The sequence below is a fragment of the Exiguobacterium sp. s141 genome, from assembly GCF_018618085.1.
GTDB lineage: Bacteria > Bacillota > Bacilli > Exiguobacteriales > Exiguobacteriaceae > Exiguobacterium > Exiguobacterium mexicanum_A.
The window spans coordinates 52,141-70,951 of the sequence record NZ_JACSLJ010000001.1 but is presented as its reverse complement, the minus strand read 5'-3'; the positions used below and the strand labels follow the sequence as shown (position 1 = coordinate 70,951).

Genomic DNA, 18,811 nt, shown 5'->3' with positions numbered 1-18,811 from the left:
AAGAGAAGAGAAAGGAGGTTTTAGTCTTTGGAACTATTACTGCTATATTACATTGTGACTAATTTCCTAGCGTTTATGTCATTTTACCTCGATAAACGTCGTGCTAAATCTGGGGAATGGCGCATTTCGGAACAAACGTTACTCATTCTCGTTTGGATCGGTGGCGCATTCGGGGCCTATCTCGCGATGCGGTTCTTCCGTCATAAGACATTGAAACCGAAATTCCGCATTGGTGTTCCAATCGCCATCTTAGTGCATGCGGGTGTCACCGGTTGGTTCATCTTTTGACGCCATTATATAGAAGGAACTTGTTCAATCGCCACGTAGAAAATTCCGATGAAATGTCTTGATAGACGCTTCGTGGTGAAAAAGAAGTGTGTCCATCCGGTGTTAAAACGAAATAAATGTTCAATTATTGAGGTGTTCGGATGAAGGTTGAAGGAAATCTGATTGATATCCAAGAGTGGACTGAAACGACGATTGAGACGACGATCAAAGTGAATCCGCTGTTTCAAATCTGGTTAATCACGAACGGACAACTCGACCTGCTCGTCAATGGGACACGGTCTCGGCTCCGCTCCGGGATGGCGTTGATCTTAGACCGTGGACAAATCGTGAAAGTTGAACCGAAAGGAGAGCCATTTCGTTTGGTCGTGATCTCCGTCGAGCCGTTAGACCTATTCTCTCCGTCGCTTGCGGAGTTGTACGTGACACCGCACGCCGAGACGTCGCGTAGTAAAGTGTTGCATCCCGGTGAACCAGGAGATAAGCCCGTCCTCGACATAATCGACAAAGTGATTCGCAGCCTGAAGAAGAAGTCCTCGTTCGCGTTGCTCGATGCGAGCTTACAGCTCGCAGTCATTTGGCGCTATTGGATTCAACAGCCGCAAAGCAGAACGAAACATCATGTTCAGGAACGGATGCGTCTCATGCTCGCCTACATACATGACCATGACACGATGAAACTGACGCTCGAAGACATCGCAGCAACGGGTGGTCTGAGCCGGGCGGAATGTTGCCGCTACTTTACAAAATGGGGCGACACATCGCCGCTCGCCTACGTCCAGAACGTCCGCATGCATCGTGCGGCGCGCCTCGTCGAGGAGTCGAAGGAACCGATCGCCGATCTAGCGCATCGTCTCGGCTACACGAGCGTGAGCCATTTCGTGCAATCGTTTAAAAAAGTCCATGCGGTGACACCATTGGCGTACCGAAAGCGACAGACATAACAAAAGCCGACAATCGTGTCGGCTTTTTCTCGTTAACGGGCGGTCCAACCGCCGTCTGCTTTCAAGACGTCTCCATTGACGAAACTCGAATCGTCGGAGGCGAGGAACAACGCGACCTTGGCAATTTGCTCCGGTTCACCCATCGGAGCCTCCCCTGCCCCTTGGATGGCTCGCATCCCGAGTTCGCTCGGCGCGGTGATGGTGGCGCCGATATTCGTATTGACCCCGCCCGGTGCGATGGCGTTGGCCCGAATCTTGTTGAACGTACCGTATGTGGCGGCGATATTTTTCGTCAGGCCGATGAGCGCGTGCTTCGAGGCGACGTACGAGGCACCGCCGCGTGTCCCGAACAGGCCACCGACCGAGGCGTTATTGATGATGACGCCGCCCGTTTCTTGCTTGTCCATGATGTTGATCGCGGCCCGGGCCAGTTTCATCGGTCCGGTCAAATTGACGGCGATGACGCGGTCCCACACCTCTTCGGTCACTTCGCCGACGGTCAAAAAGTTGTCCATGATGCCGGCATTGTTGACCAAGATGTCGAGCGAACCGAACGTGCTCGTCGCCGTCTCGACCATCTTGTCGATATCTTCCTGCTTTGTGACGTTCCCGGCGACGCCGACGGCTTCCCCGCCGCTCGCTTTAATCTCTGAGGCGACCGCTTCGACTGAGTCCCCGTTCATGTCGATGGCGACGACGCGTGCCCCCTTCCTCGGCAAACAGTTTGGCGATGGCCCGACCCATCCCTGACCCGGCCCCGGTGACAATTGCCGTTCTACCCGATAATTTCACACCGCATTCCTCCTTGTTGAGACAACTCAAGAGCGACAGAGAAAACGACAAGTGCAACCTGCTCACGTGTCATTAGTCTATACCTGGATTTGGGTGAAAACGTATCTCCGTTTGAAAGAATCTGCTTCTGTTCCAATCACTAGTCACGTACAATGGAAAGATACAGATATTGGGAGTTGGAAGGTGGGATTCAATTGAATCGTTATCATGCAGAAGTGATGGGAAGCGGGACACCCGTTATATTTTTACCGGCTGGAGGATTCACCGGAGAAGAAGGTCGTTCACTCGCTGAGGTGCTATGCGACGACTTCGAGGTGCATTTGCTGGATTTGCCAGGGTTCGGGCGAAGTGAAGGGATTAAGCAGGTCGTGACGTCCGAACAGTTGGCGGATTGGGTCAACGACTACGTCATCACACATCGAATCGGACCCGTCCATGTGATCGCGCATTCACTTGGAGGTGCGATCGCTCTCGCTTTCGCCACGCATTATCCCGAGCACGTGGAGCGGCTCGTCTTGCTCGATCAAGGCCATAAGGCGTTCCCTTGCGTTCCGTTGAGAGAGTATGGCGTGTTTGGCCTTGCCGTCCCGCTCCTGAGCGGACTTTATCGTCTGTTCGGACCTCGACTCGTCCCCAAAATCGAGACGAAGGTCATTTCAGATGAAGGTACATCTCCAGTTACAGAGGAACAGGTTAAGACTTTCTGCGCACAGACAGGCCTCTCTGAACGAAACGAGATTCGGCGCGCGTTGAACGACCCGGCTAAACTCGGACGAGGCGGATTGAATCTGCTGTTCGGCTTCTATCACCTTGACGTGCCGCAGCTTATGCGTTCACTTCAAGTCCCGACGTTACTTATTTACGGCGATTTTGTCGGACTGGACGACAAAGAAGTCCGATTGACGAAGTCAGCCATTCTGGACCTGCAACGGCATGAGCTGCCGATCACTTACATACGAATGACAGGCGGCCACTTCGTCCATTGGAACCCGGCGTTCCCGCTTGAACAGGTACGACAGTTTTTACAAGTTGAGAAAGCGAGCGGTCTGTTATGAAGCGTCAGCAAAAGATTGTCCTCATTCTTGTGTGCTTATTGTTGGTATCAGCCGGAGTGGCCTGGGCATTTGATTCGACGAAGCAGACACAATTGCCCGAGGGAGCGGAACCGATTCTCACCTACCCTGTTGATGACCGTAATATGAGTCTTCGCTTTTTCACGAACAGTTACATCGTCGAGGAATGGAGTGAAGAGCCGGTTGCGCAAGGCATAGGTCTTGAACTTACTGTCGACAATCAGGTTCAGTCAATTACATCTGAATCGCTGTCCGAGGCAGGGCTCACGTGGGCCACTTTCGGCCAATCGTGCGGGGATCGGTCAGAATGCTCCCCCTACGACATCCTTTATGGGATGAACCACGGTGATACGACCCGAGTCGTCGTCGAGTTGAACGGAGACAAATTCGAACCGGAACTGTTGAAGACAAAGGCCGGGAATGACGTCTGGTTCGTGCTCGTCGACCAAATCGAGTCGATTGAGTCCATCATCGGCTACGATGCTGCGGGAGACATATCCTACCGCTTCAACAACTAAAAAAAGAGACGGAGGACGGCTGTCCTCTCATCTCTTAGCGCTCGCAAGCGATGCCGTCCTTGTCTCGATCTTTTGATTTGTTCGCTTCGTATAACGAACTGTTGGCATAAGGCTTGTACTTCGTCTTACCACCTTTGTTTTTCGTCGTCTTCGTTTTGGCGACACCGCCCTTGTACGTCTTATTCAGTTCGGTGCAGCGTCCGCGGTTTCTGACGGCGCGATGCTCAGCGTGAACAACGCGATGCCGGCGATGGTCGCACGAAGTAGTTTCTTCATGATTGTTTCCTCCTTGATCACAAACGATATGCGTTACCATTCTCGTTCATTATAGGAGGGATTAGGATAACTAACCTGATTTATAAAATGTTCAAATGAAAGGACCATCACATTGACCTTATCACCGTTTCATATCGACAATAATAATGAACAAGTTTATCAAGGGAATTTGCTTGTCTCGGAACACGAGATAGTTGAACCGCTTACTTTGGAGTTCATCGAACGGTTGGTGTTTGGTCCTGAGGCCATCAAGTGTTTGATCACCCGACACCATTCTTCGCGGCGGATCCAGTTAGAAGAACAGCCACTCGACCAACTACAGACATTGTGGGACAAGACATTCAAACACCAGATCACCTTTGATCATGCGTTTTCTCTTGACGACTTTCCGAACGGATCTTGTTGGACGATACGCGTCTGGCAAGGATACGACTGTTGGTATCTCGTCTTTACCGAGCATCACTGATTTCATTGTTAACAAACCCGCAAAGAAAGGGAATTAGTTATGGACTTACTTATGTTGATACAGGACCGGGCTCTCCCGTTACTGCTGCTCGCACTATTTCTCATTTTGAACGTCGTGTTCGTCATCGGGATTTGGAAACGACGACGCCACTTCTCCAAAGGTTTTCTCGTGTTCGCGAGCTCGCTTGCGTTTCTACTCATGACGTCATCGATCATTCTCATCATGTTCACGATGTTCATCGGCTACAACCAGTGATGCCTTCTATCCGATGATATCCGTATCAAAATCATCGAGTGCCCCTACGACGTTCGAAGTATGATGAATGCAGAAAGGAGGGAATGCTGATGCTTGAATCATTGAACCGATTGATGGACCACATCGATCAACATTTAACAGAAGACATCACGAGTGAGGATATCACACGCATCGTCGGGGTATCCGACTATCATTTTCGACGCATGTTTTCCTACATGGCCGGGATGACGCTCAATGAATATATCCGAAATCGTCGGCTGTCAGAAGCGAACAAGGACTTGATTCATGGGAAATCGGTCACGGACGTGGCGTATACGTATGGATACCAATCCGTCGACGGGTTCTCGCGAGCGTTTCGAGACTGGTGTGGCTTTTTACCGTCTGAAGTGATCAAGAACAAGATTCAAAAGTCATTCCCGAAATTCACTTTCTACATCGACATCAAAGGAGGAATTTCAATGGAATTCAAATTAGAACATAAACCTTCATTCAACGTCGTCGGCGTGTCCAAACGCGTCCCGATTCAATTTGAAGGTGTGAACAATGCAATCGTCGAGTTGGCGCAATCAATCACGTCGCAACAGCGAAGCGAGATGCATCAGTTGGCGGACCTCTATCCGCATCAAGTGCTCAACGTGTCGTACGACTTCGATGAAGGCTATTTGGACGAAACGGGTTCACTCACGCACATGATTGGCTTCGCGACCACACAAGATAATCCGTACGAGGATCTTGAACAGATTACGATCGAGTCGAACCTGTGGGCCGTTTTCCCGAATGCCGGCCCGTTCCCGGAGACGCTCCAGGAGACGATGGCCAAAACGTATGCCGAATGGCTACCGACGTCTGGGTACGAACTGGCCGACTTGCCGAGCATCTCGTTCACGAAGCATGACGGACCATCGGACAACGTCTATAGCGAAGTGTGGGTAGCGGTGAAAGAATAAACAGTCTCCTAGTCAAAAACGCCCTCTCTAGAGTTAATATCTAGGGGGGCGTTTTCGACTCGTTTATAATTCATTCGTTAGAGTAGTTCATTGGTTTTGTGTGTTATAAATCCTGAATTGTCTACTTCAAGTCGTGTTTTCAATCCATTTCTTTAAGTTCAATCATTCGATCTTTTAAAGTCATAAATTCTGATTCGTAATCGCCTAAAAGCAATTCCACTTCAGAGAAAGGACAGAATGCAGCACCATTACTAAAGAAAATTACTAAATGATTTGTAATGTCATGTTTCTTTTTCTTAAAGACTCCCCATTCGGCACCATCTATTCTTTGCCTCAAACACTCGCCAAAATATAAACCTAAATCCATTAATAATTTGTAATCGTGAATGTCTATCATATTTATAGCGGCGTGATTCTCATTTTTTATTTTTAGCAACGAGGCTAGAAATTTCCTTTTTGATAATTCGTATGGCGCAGCATTTTCAAGGTTACAGTTTAATAGTTCTTCCTCCGTATATTCTGAGAGTTTTCTGATTTCCAGATTTTCTATGGCCCAATCAAATACTTCATCCATGACTTGATCACTAAATATTTCTTTATGCTCTACTACGCGGTTTAGTGTTGTTTGTTTTATTAAAACCCATATTCTAGTTTCTAGATTAGTCATCATGTATTCGAAATATTGATTTAACAATTTTGGAGTAAGTTCTTCATATCTTACACTAAAAAAAATTGGAGTTTTAAGTACAGGGTATTCCACTTGATGTCCCTCCCGTTATGAATGGTGATTGGCTTAGAGTTATTCATACAATGACAGTTACTGTCGTTTAGTCATAGCGTTCTATATCTCCGAGATGGCTTTGCTTCCTTAGTCCCTTATTTGTTTATAAATGTCGATTGTTCCATTCAGGACATCAACTCGCGCATTCCAATTTCGAACTTTGGAATGGATCGTGAACACGTCATCGGACTCCCAACTACTCGTTCCGAAATATAATGAGAACGAATTAGGGTTCGCGATTTCTTCAATCACTTTTGCTTGGAATAACCTCATGTCTTTTTCATAAACTTCAATCCAAAACGTAGCACCTGTCACAGAGACAATCAATTTAAAAACAGCTATCCGATTTCGTTTTTTATTTGATTTTGGAGTTTTATTTGGCAAAATGACCAACTTGTAGTCATTCATTTCGATTTGCCTCAAACATTGTTCGATGATGTCAGAAATCGCTTCTCTCTTACTGAACGTATGTACTTCTAATAGTGGTACGAGCACTTCACGAACGAGCTCAGCGAAATGACGAAACTTCTCTTTCTCGTCAAGAATCATTAAATAATTCTCATAGTTGAACGTTTTACTCGTGAACTCATGGACCAGCACCTGATTGTCTGTCTCATCAAACGTATGGTGCATATATGACTTCGTCTCATGTGCCACTAGAAGCTCTATCCCAACGAGTTCGTCGGATGTGAATCGGACCTCGTCTTGCTCGATGAATCGAGACAGATAATTCGCAAGCAATTCTTCAAACACGTATGACGAGTGAATCTCGGTGATGTGTCGCTTCCTCCAGTTCCGATCATGTGGTTGATTAAGAGTTGTACCTAAACGAATTGAGATATGTCTCATGGAGTGCCCCCATTTCTTTCTACTTACCATCATACAAAAACTCCCTTTGACTATCACTTAGAAAGTCAAAAGGAGTCATTTTTATTTTGTCACTTTGTATTCCAACGCTTCCCCGTTCGTCTCGATCACATGCTTGTACCAATCGAACGAGTCTTTCTTCATCCGCTCCATCGAGCCGTTGCCTTCATTGTCACGGTCGACATAAATCATGCCGTACCGTTTCTTCATCTCGCCCGTCGTGAACGAGACGATGTCGATGATGCCCCATGGCGTGTAGCCGATCAAGTCGACGCCGTCATAGACGACCGCTTGTTTCAACTGTTCGATATGCGCCTTCAAGTAGTCGATGCGTGCCGCATCATGGATTTTCCCGTCGACAATCTCGTCGACGGCGCCGAACCCGTTCTCGACGATGAAGAGCGGGATTTGATAACGGTCATACAACCGGTTGAGCACGTAGCGGAGGCCGACCGGGTCGATTGCCCAGCCCCAGTCGCTCGACTTGATATATGGGTTCTCGACGCCGTTCGGCAGACCGCCATTGACGATGTCACCACTGTTGTCGGCGACGACGTCACTCTTCACGGTCGTCGACATGTAGTAACTGAAGCCAAGGTAGTCGACGGTTCCGTTCTTCAAGATTTCCTCGTCCCCTTCAAGGAACGGGATTGTGTACCCTTCCCGCTCGAATTCGTTCAAGGCGTAGCTCGGGTACACCCCGCGCACTTGCACGTCCGGGAAGAAGTAACGCTGACGCATCATCTCTTCAGCAAGCATGACGTCGTCCGGGTTTGACGAGAACGGATAGATCGGCACGTGTGATACCATCGCCCCGATCTCGAAGTCCGGGTTGATCGCTTTCCCTTTCGCGACGGCGAGCGCGCTCGCAATCAACTCATGGTGCCCCGTCTGATACATCACTTCACGGGCGTTCTCCCCGTCTTCGACGATGACGCCAGAGTTCGTCCATAAGAAGAGCGGGTTGTTGACGTCCATCTTGTTGTTGATCTCGTTGAACGTCATCCAGTATTTGACCTTGTCTTTATAGCGGTCGAAACACACCTCGGCGAAGCGGACGAAATGGTCGACGACGGCACGGTTGCGGAACCCGCCGTACTCACGTGCGAGGTGGAGCGGCATCTCGAAGTGGGACAACGTGATGATCGGCTCGATGTCGTGCTTCAACAGCTCGTCGAACAAGTCGTCATAAAATTGGAGCCCTGCCTCGTTCGGCTCCGCATCGTCCCCGTTCGGGAAGATCCGGCTCCAACCGATTGACGTGCGGAGACACTTCAAGCCCATCTCAGCGAAGAGCGCGACGTCTTCTTTATAACGGTGATAGAAGTCGATTGCTTCATGGTTCGGATAAAATTCGTCCGGCTCGACCTTGTCCGTGATCCGACGCGCGACGCCGTGAGCGCCGGCCGTCAACACGTCGACGACGCTCGGCCCTTTGCCGTCGGCGTCCCAGCCGCCTTCAAATTGGTGGGCGGCAAGCGCGCCGCCCCATAGAAAGTCTTTTGGTAATGTCTTCATGGTAGTTCCTCCTTATTGATTAACAATCGTGAGCATTGGTGTCGTCGTGTCTGTCTGATTACTTGCTTGGACGAGTACGTCGGCGTATGTCGCGCTGTTCGTCACGATGACAGGTGTGATGCTTGAAATATTATGTGCAGCGATCATGTCACGGTCGAACGTCGTCAACACATCGCCCGCTTTAAAGCCGTCGCCGTCTTTGACGTGCACGGTGAACGGTTTCCCATCGAGCGTCACCGTATCGAGACCAACGTGGATCAAGAGTTCAACCCCAGTGTTCGAACGGAGACCGATCGCATGTTTCGTTGGTGCGACCATGACGACCGTCCCGTCAAACGGTGCAATGACCTTATTCCCGTCTGGCTCGACGGCATAACCTTTCCCCATCGCTCCGGAGGCGAATACGTCGTCCGGAACATCGTTCAAGGCGATGACTTTTCCAGAGAGCGGTGAAGCAATCGTCTCTTCCTGGACGAGCGTCGCACTCGCTTCTGCCGTCGCAGGTGTTTCCGTCACTTCTGTCACTTGTTTGGCCGTGTCTTCTCCGAAACCGAAGATTTGAATCAAGACGACCGGAAGGATGATGGCGATCGCTGTCCCGATTAACAATCCCCAAATCGAGGTCGGTACGTCTTCACTGATTCCGTTCACAAGGGTGAGCGGACCTGGGAGACCAGCGTAAGCGAAGTAATACGGGTTGAAGAAACTGGCCACGATGGCTCCGATGGCCCCTGAGATACATCCAAAGATGAACGGTTTCTTGAAGCGGAGTGTCACCCCGTAAATGGCAGGCTCTGTGATTCCGAATAGTCCAGTAATCCCAGCCGAGACACCGACTTTTTTGATTTCTTGGCTCTTCGCCTTCAAGATGACACCGAGGACGGCACCGACTTGGGCGATGACGGCGATCGTCTGATATGCCTGGAACGAGTCACGGCCATACAAGTCGAAGTTTGCGAGCACCATCGGCGTCACACCCCAATGGACCCCGAAGATGACGATGACTTGCCAGAGACCACCGATAATCGCGCCAGCGAGCATCGGCGCGTTTTCCGCCAAGAAGTTGTAGCCGTTGGCGATTCCGACCGCACCCATCGTCGTGATCGGTCCGACGACGAGAATCGTGAGCGGCACCATGAGCACCAAACTGAAGAACGGTACGAACAGAGGGCGAATGACCTCGTTCATGTGTCGGTTCAAGAACCGCTCGACGTAAGATAAGATCCAGACGAGGAAGAGCGGTGGTAATACCGATGACGTATACGTCGTACCTGACAAGGCGAGGCCGAGGAAACTGATCGTCTCCCCTGACGTGATGCGAGCCGCCATCTCGGCCCATGTCGGACTGACCAACGCCGCACTGGCTGCGACGGAGATGAACGTGTTCGTCTTAAAGTGTTTCGATGCCGTGATGGCGATGAAAATCGGTAAGAACGTGAACGGTGCCCATGAGATGAAGCTGAACACTTCGTACGTCCCCGTCTTGGCGAAACCGTCGAACAACAATGTCGTGATGATGAGTACCCCTTGCAAAATCCCGGCTGCGGCCAAGATATAGATGAACGGTGCGAATACGGCGGACATCGTTGCGATGATGCGGTTGAGGACGGTCCCCTTGTTTCCGTCTTCGACCTCCGTCCCTTCGATCTGTACCAGTTTCGTGAACTCATCGAACACTTCCCCGACATGCTGCCCGATGACGACCTGGAACTGGCCACCCGTCTCGACGACCGTGATGACACCTGGCATCGCCATGACTTGTTCTTTCGCTTGCGGATTCGACCGCTTCAAGACGAGGCGGAGTCGCGTCGCACAGCGGGCCGCATTGATGACGTTGTCTTCCCCTCCGACGGCCTCTAAAATATCCCGAGCCAGTTTTGAATAATCCCGAACTTTACTCAACTGAAAACCCTCCTTTGATGTAACGCTTACATTTTGTACACTCTTACTATAATTGTACCGGTACAATTAATCAATAGCGATACAATAAATAGTTTGTGAACGTTTCGTAGACATGTGTGTGGTATAATGAAGGCAACATTTTCAAGTAGATGAGGGATGAGCGTGCTTAAATATCAACAAGTGGCAGCAGAGATTGAACAGTACATCAATCAACATGATTTGAAGCAAGGAGATAAACTGCCCGTCCTCGAGCAGTTGATGAGCCAATATGCCGTCAGCAAGAGTACGATCACGAAAGCGCTCGAGTTGCTGGAACGGAAAGGCGTCATCTTTCAATTGCGGGGGAGCGGCATCTTCGTCCGGCGCCACAACCGTCCGGGCTATATGAGCCTGTTCTCGACACAAGGGTTCAAGAGCAACCTTGGTGACCGGGTGTTGACGTCGGACGTGCTCGACGTCTCGGTCACGAAACCGGACGCGATGGTCGCACAGAACCTTGGCATCGACGTGACGGATGACGTCTATCGCGTCGAGCGGGTCCGCTTCGTCGACGGCGAGGTGTTCTGTTACGAGGAGTCGTACTATGTGAAGGCGATTGTCCCGTATTTGAACCGAGAGATCGTCGCCGACTCGATCTTCGATTACGTACAAGGCGCACTCGGCGTCACCATCGGCTTTTCGGACATGTACATGCAGGTCGGGCGATTGACCGAGACGGAATCCGGCTATCTAGGTTTACAGACGGAGGACCCGACGCTCCGCATCGAGACGATTTTCCATCTTTCGAACGGGAAGCCGTTCGATTATTCACGCATCACGTATCATTACGAACACTCACAGTTCGTCGTCCAAGCGAACGGACCATACATGTGAAAACACCGCTCTACGCGATTTGCGTGGAGCGGTGTTTTTGTATGGCTCAGACGAGCGGTTTTCGCTTTAAATCAATCACTGACGTTTACATTTCACTTTCTCCATCGCCTTCGGAAAAAAAGATAAGCGAGCGGGAGCACCGCCAACAACGCGAGTCCGAGCATCCGATATGATGTTGGTTCTGTTGTCTGAACGTCACCTGAACCACCAGTAAGCGCATCCCCTGGCTGCGCTTCGGTGTTGGATTGTGTCTCGACCAAGCGTTTCTGATACATCTCGAGCGTGATCCTGTCTCCTTCGATGAACCGTTTCGCATCGGTCGTCAAGGCGGTCAACTTCTTTCCATCATAGTCAAACCAGGCATTCTCTCGCGAGGAATGGACCAATGTACCGGACACATCAGCTAAGGCAATGGCCAACTCGTCACCATACCCGAACGTGGAGAAGGCGAAGAGGCCCGGTTCCTGCTCGTACGTGCCGATGACATTTCTCGGCTCTCCATCTTGTAGGACGGCTGATACGTACTCCTTGCTCGAGACAAACGTACACATTTCGTCCGACGAATAACAGGATTGCGCGGCAATCATCACTTCATGGAGCGAACCGAACGAGATGGCGCGACTTTCCGTCAAATGATAGTTACTCGGGTCGTCACCTTCGATATGGTCGAGGACGATTGACTCGAAATGTTTTTCAGCAAAACGCTCCGCGGATCGTTCAGTCGGCGCGGCAGCTGCTGACGTAGCAACGAGCGTGAAGGCCCCAGCTAGGGCGAATGTTGTGAGGTGGCGCAACATGTTTTCTCCTTTCAACTGATAGACATCTGTTTGAGCAGTGACGCGTCAATCCGAATCACTTCCGCATGCGGATGATTCTGTCGCTCGATGATTTGATTGAACCGTTTCGAAGCGACGAATCGATCGGATTCATGGACCCACGCCAGACGTACGAGGGCGAGGCGCAATTGCTTGCGACCGTCACTCATTCGCAGGTGGTCGATATGATTCTCAGCATCGAGCCGATTGATGAACAGCTCGACTTTACAATCTTCCTTCACTAAATAGGATACCAGATAAGCGGCCTGTTGAATCAACTCTTCATAGCGCGCATGAAGGCCATTCCCTAGCGGACCGCTCAAGTCGAGCACGAGCGTGAATGTATCGAGGTTTTGGCGTTGATACACTTTCGCCTGAAGTTTTCCTGTCTTGGCTGTCGCGATCCAGTCAATCTGTTTGACCGGCTCTTGCTCATACCGTTTTGTGCTTTGAATCATCAACGGGTCGTTGAGCGGTGAATGTTTAACGAGTCGGTCCCCCATCCGTACCAGGCGTGAGTCAAATCTGTTCTGTCTCGTGATGGATGGGAGTATGATCCAGGATGGAAGCGTATGATTTGTGACGAAGATGGTGCCAAGCCAAAATGGGAGTCTGAACTGAAGTGTACATTCATTGACTTGGACGGGCCCGCGCTGTTTCGCATGAATTGGAAGCGAATAGGTCGATTCCTCACGAAGTTGAATGACATGTACGCGCTGATCTTCGTCAAACGTCAAGCCGTGTCCCGTGACCAGGCGGACCGATGTCGGGATTCCGAGTTCTTGGAGACGTTCTACACCTGTCACCTCCATTCTTAGCGAGACACGATCATTTACGAACAACAACTGCTCTTTCTGGTGGAACGATAAACGTGTCCCTTCGACAATTTTCTGCGTCAGCCATTTCCGAATCAGCATCAATCCTAGTAATGCGCCAGACAGATAGGCGAGCGGCCACACATATGGGAACCATATGAACAGAAGTAGGATTCCGGTATAGGCCGGCCATAGCTTGTCGTCTAAAAGTGACGGTGTGCTCACTTCGACTTGTCGCATCTTCACACCTTCTCGACCGGTACATCGACTCGCTCCAAAATATCAGCGAGAACTTCCCGTTTCGTCGATTTCACGTCCCCTTCGAGCGTGAGCGTCAAGCGGTGTGCCAGAACATGCGTCGCGACGGCTTGGACATCTTCCGGGGTCACGAATTGACGGTCTTCGATATAAGCGTAAGCTTGAGACGCCTTGACGAGGGCGAGCGTCGCGCGAGGACTGGCTCCGACTTCGACGAGCGGATGAAGTCGTGTCTCTTGGATGAGGGCGAGCAGATAGGTGACGACGTCGTCATGGATACGGACCTCCTCAACTGCTCGCTGCGCTGCTAAAAACGTTTCGGACGACATGAGGGCATGAACGATGTGGCGTGTCTTAGAAATTGTCTGAAGAATCAACTGTCGCTCCTCTCCTGCTTCAGGATATCCGACTTGAAGGGACATCAAGAAACGGTCGAGTTGAGCGTCGGGCAAGGCGAACGTCCCTGCCGATTCGATCGGGTTTTGCGTCGCGATAACGAAGAACGGTTCCGGCAGTTGATACGTGACTCCGCCGATCGAGACTTGCCGCTCTTCCATCGCCTCGAGCAAGGCGGATTGTGTCCGGGGGACGGCTCGGTTCACTTCATCAATCAATAAGATGTTGGTAAAGATCGGTCCTGTCCGATTTTCGAACGTCTGTGTCTGCACGTTGAAGAAGTCAGAACCGATGATATCGGTCGGAAGCAAATCGGCCGTGAATTGGATGCGCGTGAAATCAGCTTCAAAACTCTTGGCAATACTTTTGGCAAGTAACGTTTTCCCGGTACCCGGGACGTCCTCTAACAAGATGTGCCCGTTCGCGAGTAGCGCCGTGCAGCAGAGGCGCGTGATTTCAGGTTTTCCGAGATAGATTTGGTCCAATTGTTCCAATACACGTTTGATGGTCATAAGGGTGGCTCCTTTTCTAAACGAAGTAAATAGGCATCAAGCTGTTGTTTGAACGCTTCTTCACGTTGTGGCGTGATCTCGACTTTGTCATAACGGGTCTCTAAATAGCTCCGAAGCGAGGCGTCGAGTTGAATGCGGCTCGCCCAGGCGGATAACGTCTCGAACGTCCGTCGACGTTTTTCTGGCGGTAGCGCTTGTTCGAATTGAATCAAATGTTGCCGCAACGGGGAATCTGGTAGCGGATGAGCGGAGCGTTTTGCCTCTTCGAACGTTTCGTCTGTCTCTTGCCTTGAGTGGATCCTCTCGTCTATCGGAACGGCTTCCCTCCCCTTTTTGTGGAAGGGTCTACGCCACATCCATACACCAATCAAAAGAAGGAGGAAAGCGCTGACAGTGTAAGGCAACAGGGAAAGGCGATCGGATTCGCTTGTAGATGGTGTACCATATGACGGAGACGAGTTATTCTCATCTTCCCTTGGTGTGCCGCCTTCATCATCTGATGGCCCAACAACCGCTCCTGCTTCAGAAATACCGGGACCGGGATCTGCGTCACTACCATCTCCACACCAAACATCCGTATCGACGACCTCAATTATCCCAAACAACTTTCGCTTGTCATGACAATCCGTGACCCAACTTGTGATGGGGCTCCCTGAAATGTCCAACCCTTTGAAGTAGGTATAAGCAAGTTGACCTGAAAATGAAATAAGTGCGACAACCAGTAAAGAAATCAAGACTGCTGATACAAACAGAACTTTGGCTTTTCTCATGTAACGACCCGTATGTGAATATGTAGATTCGACTGCATCCCATTCAACGACTCCTTTCATTCATCGATTCCATTTAATCCTTTTTTTGGAAAATGGATTTGAAAGGATTATAGCATACGGATTAATGGAATATTCAGTTTTTTAGCAAAAAAAGTTGCCCGCTTATTGTACACGAGCAACCAGACTTCTCCACTATGCATATAATCTTCATCTTGAATCAGTTCGTGAAACCGATGCACCTCGACGTTCGCCGGAAGCATGAATCGCTGTAGGCACACAGAGCCCACTGGCAAGCGCGTCCATGTCTGCTCAGACGTATCGCGTTCCATGAACGCCTTTAGTCGTGCGTCGCTTTCAAACACGAGAAGTTCGGACTGCCAGAGCGTCGGCAAATCGAGTAAGACGACGACCTGGTATCGCTCCTCTTCTCGGTTATGCACTAGACGTGAGGCCCCTTCCATCATCACCTCGATAATCGCACGTTGAATCCGGCTGTTCTCCTGTACAGACGATAAGAACGATTGATCAATCGGGATTTTGTTATGCTAATACCCGTCGTGAAACGTCGTCGGGAACGAATAGGTCTGTTCGTCGACATCCATGCGCAACCGTTTCAGTCTTCGTCTAACACCGCGTACTTTCGCTCGTCTCTTCAAGACGTTTTCCCCAAGATGCTGTCGACTTGTTGCTGATGGTGCCGGTCGTGTTCGATGAACTCGGTGACGATATAGGCAAGTGTGTACGGAACACCGTCATGCGGAGAATGGGTCGTTCCGTTTGCCATCGTGTGAGAAGTCAGCGTCTCTTGACGTAATGACCGAAGCGTTTCTATAAGCAAGCTCCGACTCGTTTTGGCTAACTGGAACACGTTTTCTCCCGAAAGACGTTTCGCTTTTTGGGTCGCTCGCGCGTTAAATGAGTCGAATTCAGGGAAAATCATGGCTTCCCCGGTCTTGACGGCCGGGACGATGACGTTCAACAGATGATTGTCCCAATGGGCGATGTGAAGGACGATTGCTTTGATTGACCATTTGTCGGTTGCAATCGATTTTTCCCACATCGATTCATCCAATCCCGACAATGTGTTTAACCAGTCTATATAGGATGCAAACTCGTCGATGACATCTGAGGTTTTCGTCATAAAAGTATCCTCCTTCGGTTGTAAGCTAAGAAAATTGTATCATGTTCCGGCCGCTTAGCACTGAGCTTCGTCAATCAAGGAATGCTTGATTGAGGTGATTGAGCCTCACTTATGCATATAACGGGATAGACCTCTTCATATTGGTTTGAGGAGTCATCCCGTCGATTGAAATTGAACCGTAAGTTACCATCACGCCTTGTGGTGACGGGACCATAAAAAGAGGGAACGTATCCAACCAGTCCGCTGATGTCGGAAACGCATCAGGTGCCCAGTCGAGCTCAAGTTCGTGCCCGGCAAGCGCGTACGAGAATGGCATATGGCGATACACGTCAACGAGCAGTCGTTCGATTTTCTGTGTGAACACGGGTCTCGATGCAGGGTGTGAGACGATATCATTCCACTTTATATCGATGAGAATCCCGACATAGGTGTCCATCTCTTGAAGGGACACGGTCATCGTCATGTCCACGTCTCCAAAATAGTTGCTTCGTAAATGGATAGATCCGTAATGCCCAACCTGAGCAAAGTCGGTACCTGTCGTTGTCGTCCAACTAGTGCCCGCCTTATCCTGACTGTATGTCACGTTTATGATTTCGCCACCGCTACTTAACAGTTCCACACATACATTTTGAGCAAGTTCAGGTAACGGATAATGGCTCGGATAAGCCATCCCGATGGAAATGAATCCGCCTGCTTGATCCATTCAAACACCTCCTTTGTCTCATCATACAAAAAAGCGGCACCGTCTACACGGTACCGCCCTATCTTACAGCCAGACTGGTAAAGAAAAGAAAACCAAGAACAATACGGTCAAGACACCGACGACCGGACTGAGCGACCGATAGCCCTTCTTGAACAAGACGATCATCGTGTAGGCGATGAATCCGAGCCCGATGCCATCGACGATGGAATACGTGAACGGAATCATGATGATGACGAGAATCGCCGGGAAGGCATGCTCCCAATTGTCGAGCGGGAGATGCTTCACGTTCTGGAACATCATCATGCCGATAATGATCAACACCGGCGCAATCGCCGTCACCGGAATAATCGCGAACAACGGCAACAACAAGAGCGAGACGACGTACAGGCCTGACGTCACGAACGAGGCGATGCCGCCCCGAGCGCCGACCGAGATGCCGGCCGCGACCTCGACCGTCGAGACGGTCGGGCTCGAGCCGAATAGGGCACCGGCCATCGTCGATAACCCTTGGGCGACGAGCCCTTTCGGGGCATCCGCATCCTTGCTGATGGCGCGCGTCTGATTCTGGATCAGGCTGATGTTCTCGATCAGCAAGACGAGCGTCAATACGCCGACGGCGACCAAGAAAATTGGTGACGCCGACTCAGCGAACGAGACGTTGCCGAACACGGTCCCGAACGACTCGAAGAACGGCGTGAGCGCGAACTCACCGGTCCAGTCGAGCGTACCCATGACGGCGCTTAAACCGACCCCGAACGCGATTGTCCATAAGAAACTGCTCGGTCCCATCTTCAAGAAGAGCAGGATGGCGACGAAGAGCGACAGGAACGCGACCTGTACCGGCCGTTCCCCGAGGTCTCCGATATGAAGCAGTGCCCCACCACCGCCCGAGACGATCCCCGCCGCCTCGAGTCCGATCAAGATAAGGAACAGGCCGAGCCCGACCGTCAATCCGTCATGAATGATCGGCGGAAAAGCGTTCGCGAGTTTCCTCGCCACTTTCGTTACCGTCAATAGGACGACGAGCGCTCCTGAGACGAACGAGACGGCGAGCGCGCCTTGCCAGCTCAGCCCCATCTGCAGGACGAGCGTGTACGTGAACAACGCGTTGATGCCCATCCCTGGTAACAGGAGCAGCGGCAAGTTGAACAGCCCTGCGATGAACGTTCCGATGACGCTTGTCAAAATCGCTCCGACGAGCGCTCCCTCGAACGGGAGTCCGGCTTGTGTCAAGATTGCCGCGTGAACGGCCGGGATGTATGCTGTCGCCAGAAAGTTCAGCACGCCCCCGTATGTTTCTGTTTTCCATTCTGTTTGTTTTGCCATAGGAATCAATCCTTTATTGGCACCCTCACCCACCCATGTGGTTATACACACGAGATTGATTATATCCTGTCTGACCTCTGACATACAAGCTATTATTGGTTCAAATCCATCTTTGGACCCAGTCATGAGACCCATTCGGACGAAAGGTTCATTTTATAAAATAAGAACAAACGTTCCTGTTTTTAGCATCTTTTTTGACAAGAATCTGCTATAATGAAGAGGCAGGTTAACGCAGCAATAGTGGGGTCAGCCGCCAAGTCCACAATGGAGGAAGGCGGTGGTGCGGATGGAACAACTATGGACCTGGGTCGGCGATTATGTGATCGTCCCGATCCTCGCTCCGATCATCGTTCACTTGGTGTTACATCAAACATCCGATCGTGCAACGTCTGAACGCACAAAAAAATGACCCCCTCGGCGCAATGAGATGGGTCACTTTCTGATTCACTAACCATTGTGGCGGCTGGGCCACTCTTAAAGTGGTAACCTGTACGCCAGAGGCCGGTGTGTCCAGCACCGGTCTCTTTCTACTTGCATCATACCATACTTGTTCCCATTTTTCAGTAACAGAAACACGA

Annotated in this window: 21 protein-coding genes and 1 pseudogene; 8 read left to right on the top strand and 14 right to left on the bottom strand. The window is 50.5% G+C overall.

Features of this window, described 5'->3' with window-relative positions:
• Positions 1-27 precede the first annotated feature (27 nt).
• Positions 28-288 carry a DUF1294 domain-containing protein gene (locus KNP74_RS00385; protein ID WP_232939616.1) on the top strand — a complete coding sequence of 87 codons (261 nt, stop codon included), beginning with the start codon at positions 28-30 and terminating at the stop codon, positions 286-288.
• Positions 289-428: 140 nt separating this feature from the next.
• Positions 429-1,229, top strand: coding sequence for an AraC family transcriptional regulator (locus KNP74_RS00380; protein WP_214763129.1), 801 nt, complete (start codon positions 429-431; stop codon positions 1,227-1,229).
• A 32-nt stretch (positions 1,230-1,261) separates the two neighbouring features.
• On the opposite strand, the pseudogene KNP74_RS00375 reads toward KNP74_RS00380, so the two are convergent.
• Positions 1,262-2,021 (bottom strand): annotated as a pseudogene (locus KNP74_RS00375) (glucose 1-dehydrogenase).
• A 194-nt stretch (positions 2,022-2,215) separates the two neighbouring features.
• Between KNP74_RS00375 and KNP74_RS00370 the strand changes: the two are divergent.
• On the top strand, positions 2,216-3,076 hold the full coding sequence (locus tag KNP74_RS00370) for an alpha/beta fold hydrolase (RefSeq protein WP_214763128.1): 861 nt from the start codon (positions 2,216-2,218) through the stop codon (positions 3,074-3,076).
• Positions 3,073-3,612, top strand: coding sequence for a hypothetical protein (locus KNP74_RS00365; protein WP_214763127.1), 540 nt, complete (start codon positions 3,073-3,075; stop codon positions 3,610-3,612). The genes KNP74_RS00370 and KNP74_RS00365 overlap by 4 nt, the downstream gene beginning before the upstream one ends.
• A 34-nt stretch (positions 3,613-3,646) precedes the next feature.
• Here KNP74_RS00365 and KNP74_RS14895 read toward each other — a convergent pair whose 3' ends face one another.
• Positions 3,647-3,799 carry an excalibur calcium-binding domain-containing protein gene (locus KNP74_RS14895; RefSeq protein ID WP_251130076.1) on the bottom strand — a complete coding sequence of 51 codons (153 nt, stop codon included), beginning with the start codon at positions 3,797-3,799 and terminating at the stop codon, positions 3,647-3,649.
• A 594-nt stretch (positions 3,800-4,393) separates the two neighbouring features.
• On the opposite strand from KNP74_RS14895, the gene KNP74_RS00355 reads away from it, so the two are divergent.
• On the top strand, positions 4,394-4,609 hold the full coding sequence (locus KNP74_RS00355) for a hypothetical protein (protein ID WP_214711388.1): 216 nt from the start codon (positions 4,394-4,396) through the stop codon (positions 4,607-4,609).
• Between the two features lie 89 nt (positions 4,610-4,698).
• Positions 4,699-5,556 carry an AraC family transcriptional regulator gene (locus KNP74_RS00350; RefSeq protein ID WP_214763125.1) on the top strand — a complete coding sequence of 286 codons (858 nt, stop codon included), beginning with the start codon at positions 4,699-4,701 and terminating at the stop codon, positions 5,554-5,556.
• Positions 5,557-5,695: 139 nt separating this feature from the next.
• Here KNP74_RS00350 and KNP74_RS00345 read toward each other — a convergent pair whose 3' ends face one another.
• From KNP74_RS00345 to KNP74_RS00330, 4 genes are all read right to left on the bottom strand, one after another.
• On the bottom strand, positions 5,696-6,316 hold the full coding sequence (locus KNP74_RS00345; protein WP_214763124.1) for a hypothetical protein: 621 nt from the start codon (positions 6,314-6,316) through the stop codon (positions 5,696-5,698).
• A 108-nt stretch (positions 6,317-6,424) separates the two neighbouring features.
• Positions 6,425-7,186, bottom strand: coding sequence for a hypothetical protein (locus KNP74_RS00340; RefSeq protein WP_214763123.1), 762 nt, complete (start codon positions 7,184-7,186; stop codon positions 6,425-6,427).
• Between the two features lie 81 nt (positions 7,187-7,267).
• Positions 7,268-8,722 carry a 6-phospho-beta-glucosidase gene (bglA, locus tag KNP74_RS00335; RefSeq protein ID WP_214763122.1) on the bottom strand — a complete coding sequence of 485 codons (1,455 nt, stop codon included), beginning with the start codon at positions 8,720-8,722 and terminating at the stop codon, positions 7,268-7,270.
• A 12-nt stretch (positions 8,723-8,734) separates the two neighbouring features.
• Positions 8,735-10,624, bottom strand: coding sequence for a beta-glucoside-specific PTS transporter subunit IIABC (locus KNP74_RS00330; protein ID WP_214763121.1), 1,890 nt, complete (start codon positions 10,622-10,624; stop codon positions 8,735-8,737).
• 162 nt (positions 10,625-10,786) lie between these two features.
• Here KNP74_RS00330 and KNP74_RS00325 point away from each other — a divergent pair, with 162 nt between their 5' ends.
• Complete coding sequence (locus KNP74_RS00325; RefSeq protein WP_214763120.1) at positions 10,787-11,497, top strand: GntR family transcriptional regulator; 711 nt, start codon at positions 10,787-10,789, stop codon at positions 11,495-11,497.
• A 92-nt stretch (positions 11,498-11,589) separates the two neighbouring features.
• On the opposite strand, the gene KNP74_RS00320 is transcribed toward KNP74_RS00325, so the two are convergent.
• The 8 genes from KNP74_RS00320 to KNP74_RS00285 form a co-directional block, all read right to left on the bottom strand.
• The gene (locus KNP74_RS00320) at positions 11,590-12,291 is read right to left on the bottom strand and encodes a hypothetical protein (RefSeq protein WP_214763119.1); all 702 of its coding nucleotides are present in this window, start codon (positions 12,289-12,291) and stop codon (positions 11,590-11,592) included.
• Positions 12,292-12,305: 14 nt separating this feature from the next.
• Positions 12,306-13,367, bottom strand: coding sequence for a DUF58 domain-containing protein (locus KNP74_RS00315; RefSeq protein ID WP_251130048.1), 1,062 nt, complete (start codon positions 13,365-13,367; stop codon positions 12,306-12,308).
• Between the two features lie 2 nt (positions 13,368-13,369).
• The gene (locus tag KNP74_RS00310; RefSeq protein ID WP_214716248.1) at positions 13,370-14,293 is read right to left on the bottom strand and encodes an AAA family ATPase; all 924 of its coding nucleotides are present in this window, start codon (positions 14,291-14,293) and stop codon (positions 13,370-13,372) included.
• The gene (locus KNP74_RS00305; protein WP_251130046.1) at positions 14,290-15,063 is read right to left on the bottom strand and encodes a hypothetical protein; all 774 of its coding nucleotides are present in this window, start codon (positions 15,061-15,063) and stop codon (positions 14,290-14,292) included. Before KNP74_RS00305 ends, KNP74_RS00310 begins: the two co-directional genes overlap by 4 nt.
• Positions 15,064-15,170: 107 nt before the next feature.
• Positions 15,171-15,593: a DUF3916 domain-containing protein gene (locus KNP74_RS00300; protein ID WP_371816314.1), complete on the bottom strand. Its 423-nt coding sequence runs from the start codon at positions 15,591-15,593 to the stop codon at positions 15,171-15,173.
• Positions 15,594-15,715: 122 nt separating this feature from the next.
• Positions 15,716-16,204, bottom strand: coding sequence for a DinB family protein (locus KNP74_RS00295; protein WP_128122488.1), 489 nt, complete (start codon positions 16,202-16,204; stop codon positions 15,716-15,718).
• Between the two features lie 109 nt (positions 16,205-16,313).
• Positions 16,314-16,907: an Imm64 family immunity protein gene (locus tag KNP74_RS00290; RefSeq protein ID WP_214716246.1), complete on the bottom strand. Its 594-nt coding sequence runs from the start codon at positions 16,905-16,907 to the stop codon at positions 16,314-16,316.
• A gap of 63 nt (positions 16,908-16,970) precedes the next feature.
• On the bottom strand, positions 16,971-18,233 hold the full coding sequence (locus tag KNP74_RS00285; protein ID WP_214716244.1) for an NCS2 family permease: 1,263 nt from the start codon (positions 18,231-18,233) through the stop codon (positions 16,971-16,973).
• A 286-nt stretch (positions 18,234-18,519) separates the two neighbouring features.
• Here KNP74_RS00285 and KNP74_RS15000 point away from each other — a divergent pair, with 286 nt between their 5' ends.
• A complete protein-coding gene (locus tag KNP74_RS15000; RefSeq protein WP_255417482.1) occupies positions 18,520-18,642 on the top strand; it encodes a hypothetical protein in 123 nt (40 codons plus the stop codon).
• Positions 18,643-18,811: the final 169 nt, after the last annotated feature.

Excerpts from the sequence above, each read along its gene's own strand:
- KNP74_RS15000 (WP_255417482.1), top strand. The coding sequence starts at position 18,520 with ATGGAACAACTATGGACCTGGGTCGGCGATTATGTGATCGTCCCGATC.
- KNP74_RS00340 (WP_214763123.1), bottom strand. The coding sequence starts at position 7,186 with ATGAGACATATCTCAATTCGTTTAGGTACAACTCTTAATCAACCACAT.
- KNP74_RS00315 (WP_251130048.1), bottom strand. The coding sequence starts at position 13,367 with ATGCGACAAGTCGAAGTGAGCACACCGTCACTTTTAGACGACAAGCTA.
- KNP74_RS00295 (WP_128122488.1), bottom strand. The coding sequence starts at position 16,204 with ATGACGAAAACCTCAGATGTCATCGACGAGTTTGCATCCTATATAGAC.
- KNP74_RS00290 (WP_214716246.1), bottom strand. The coding sequence starts at position 16,907 with ATGGATCAAGCAGGCGGATTCATTTCCATCGGGATGGCTTATCCGAGC.
- KNP74_RS00305 (WP_251130046.1), bottom strand. The coding sequence starts at position 15,063 with ATGAGAAAAGCCAAAGTTCTGTTTGTATCAGCAGTCTTGATTTCTTTA.
- bglA (WP_214763122.1), bottom strand. The coding sequence starts at position 8,722 with ATGAAGACATTACCAAAAGACTTTCTATGGGGCGGCGCGCTTGCCGCC.
- KNP74_RS00355 (WP_214711388.1), top strand. The coding sequence starts at position 4,394 with ATGGACTTACTTATGTTGATACAGGACCGGGCTCTCCCGTTACTGCTG.
- KNP74_RS00310 (WP_214716248.1), bottom strand. The coding sequence starts at position 14,293 with ATGACCATCAAACGTGTATTGGAACAATTGGACCAAATCTATCTCGGA.
- KNP74_RS00350 (WP_214763125.1), top strand. The coding sequence starts at position 4,699 with ATGCTTGAATCATTGAACCGATTGATGGACCACATCGATCAACATTTA.
- KNP74_RS00365 (WP_214763127.1), top strand. The coding sequence starts at position 3,073 with ATGAAGCGTCAGCAAAAGATTGTCCTCATTCTTGTGTGCTTATTGTTG.
- KNP74_RS00380 (WP_214763129.1), top strand. The coding sequence starts at position 429 with ATGAAGGTTGAAGGAAATCTGATTGATATCCAAGAGTGGACTGAAACG.
- KNP74_RS00285 (WP_214716244.1), bottom strand. The coding sequence starts at position 18,233 with ATGGCAAAACAAACAGAATGGAAAACAGAAACATACGGGGGCGTGCTG.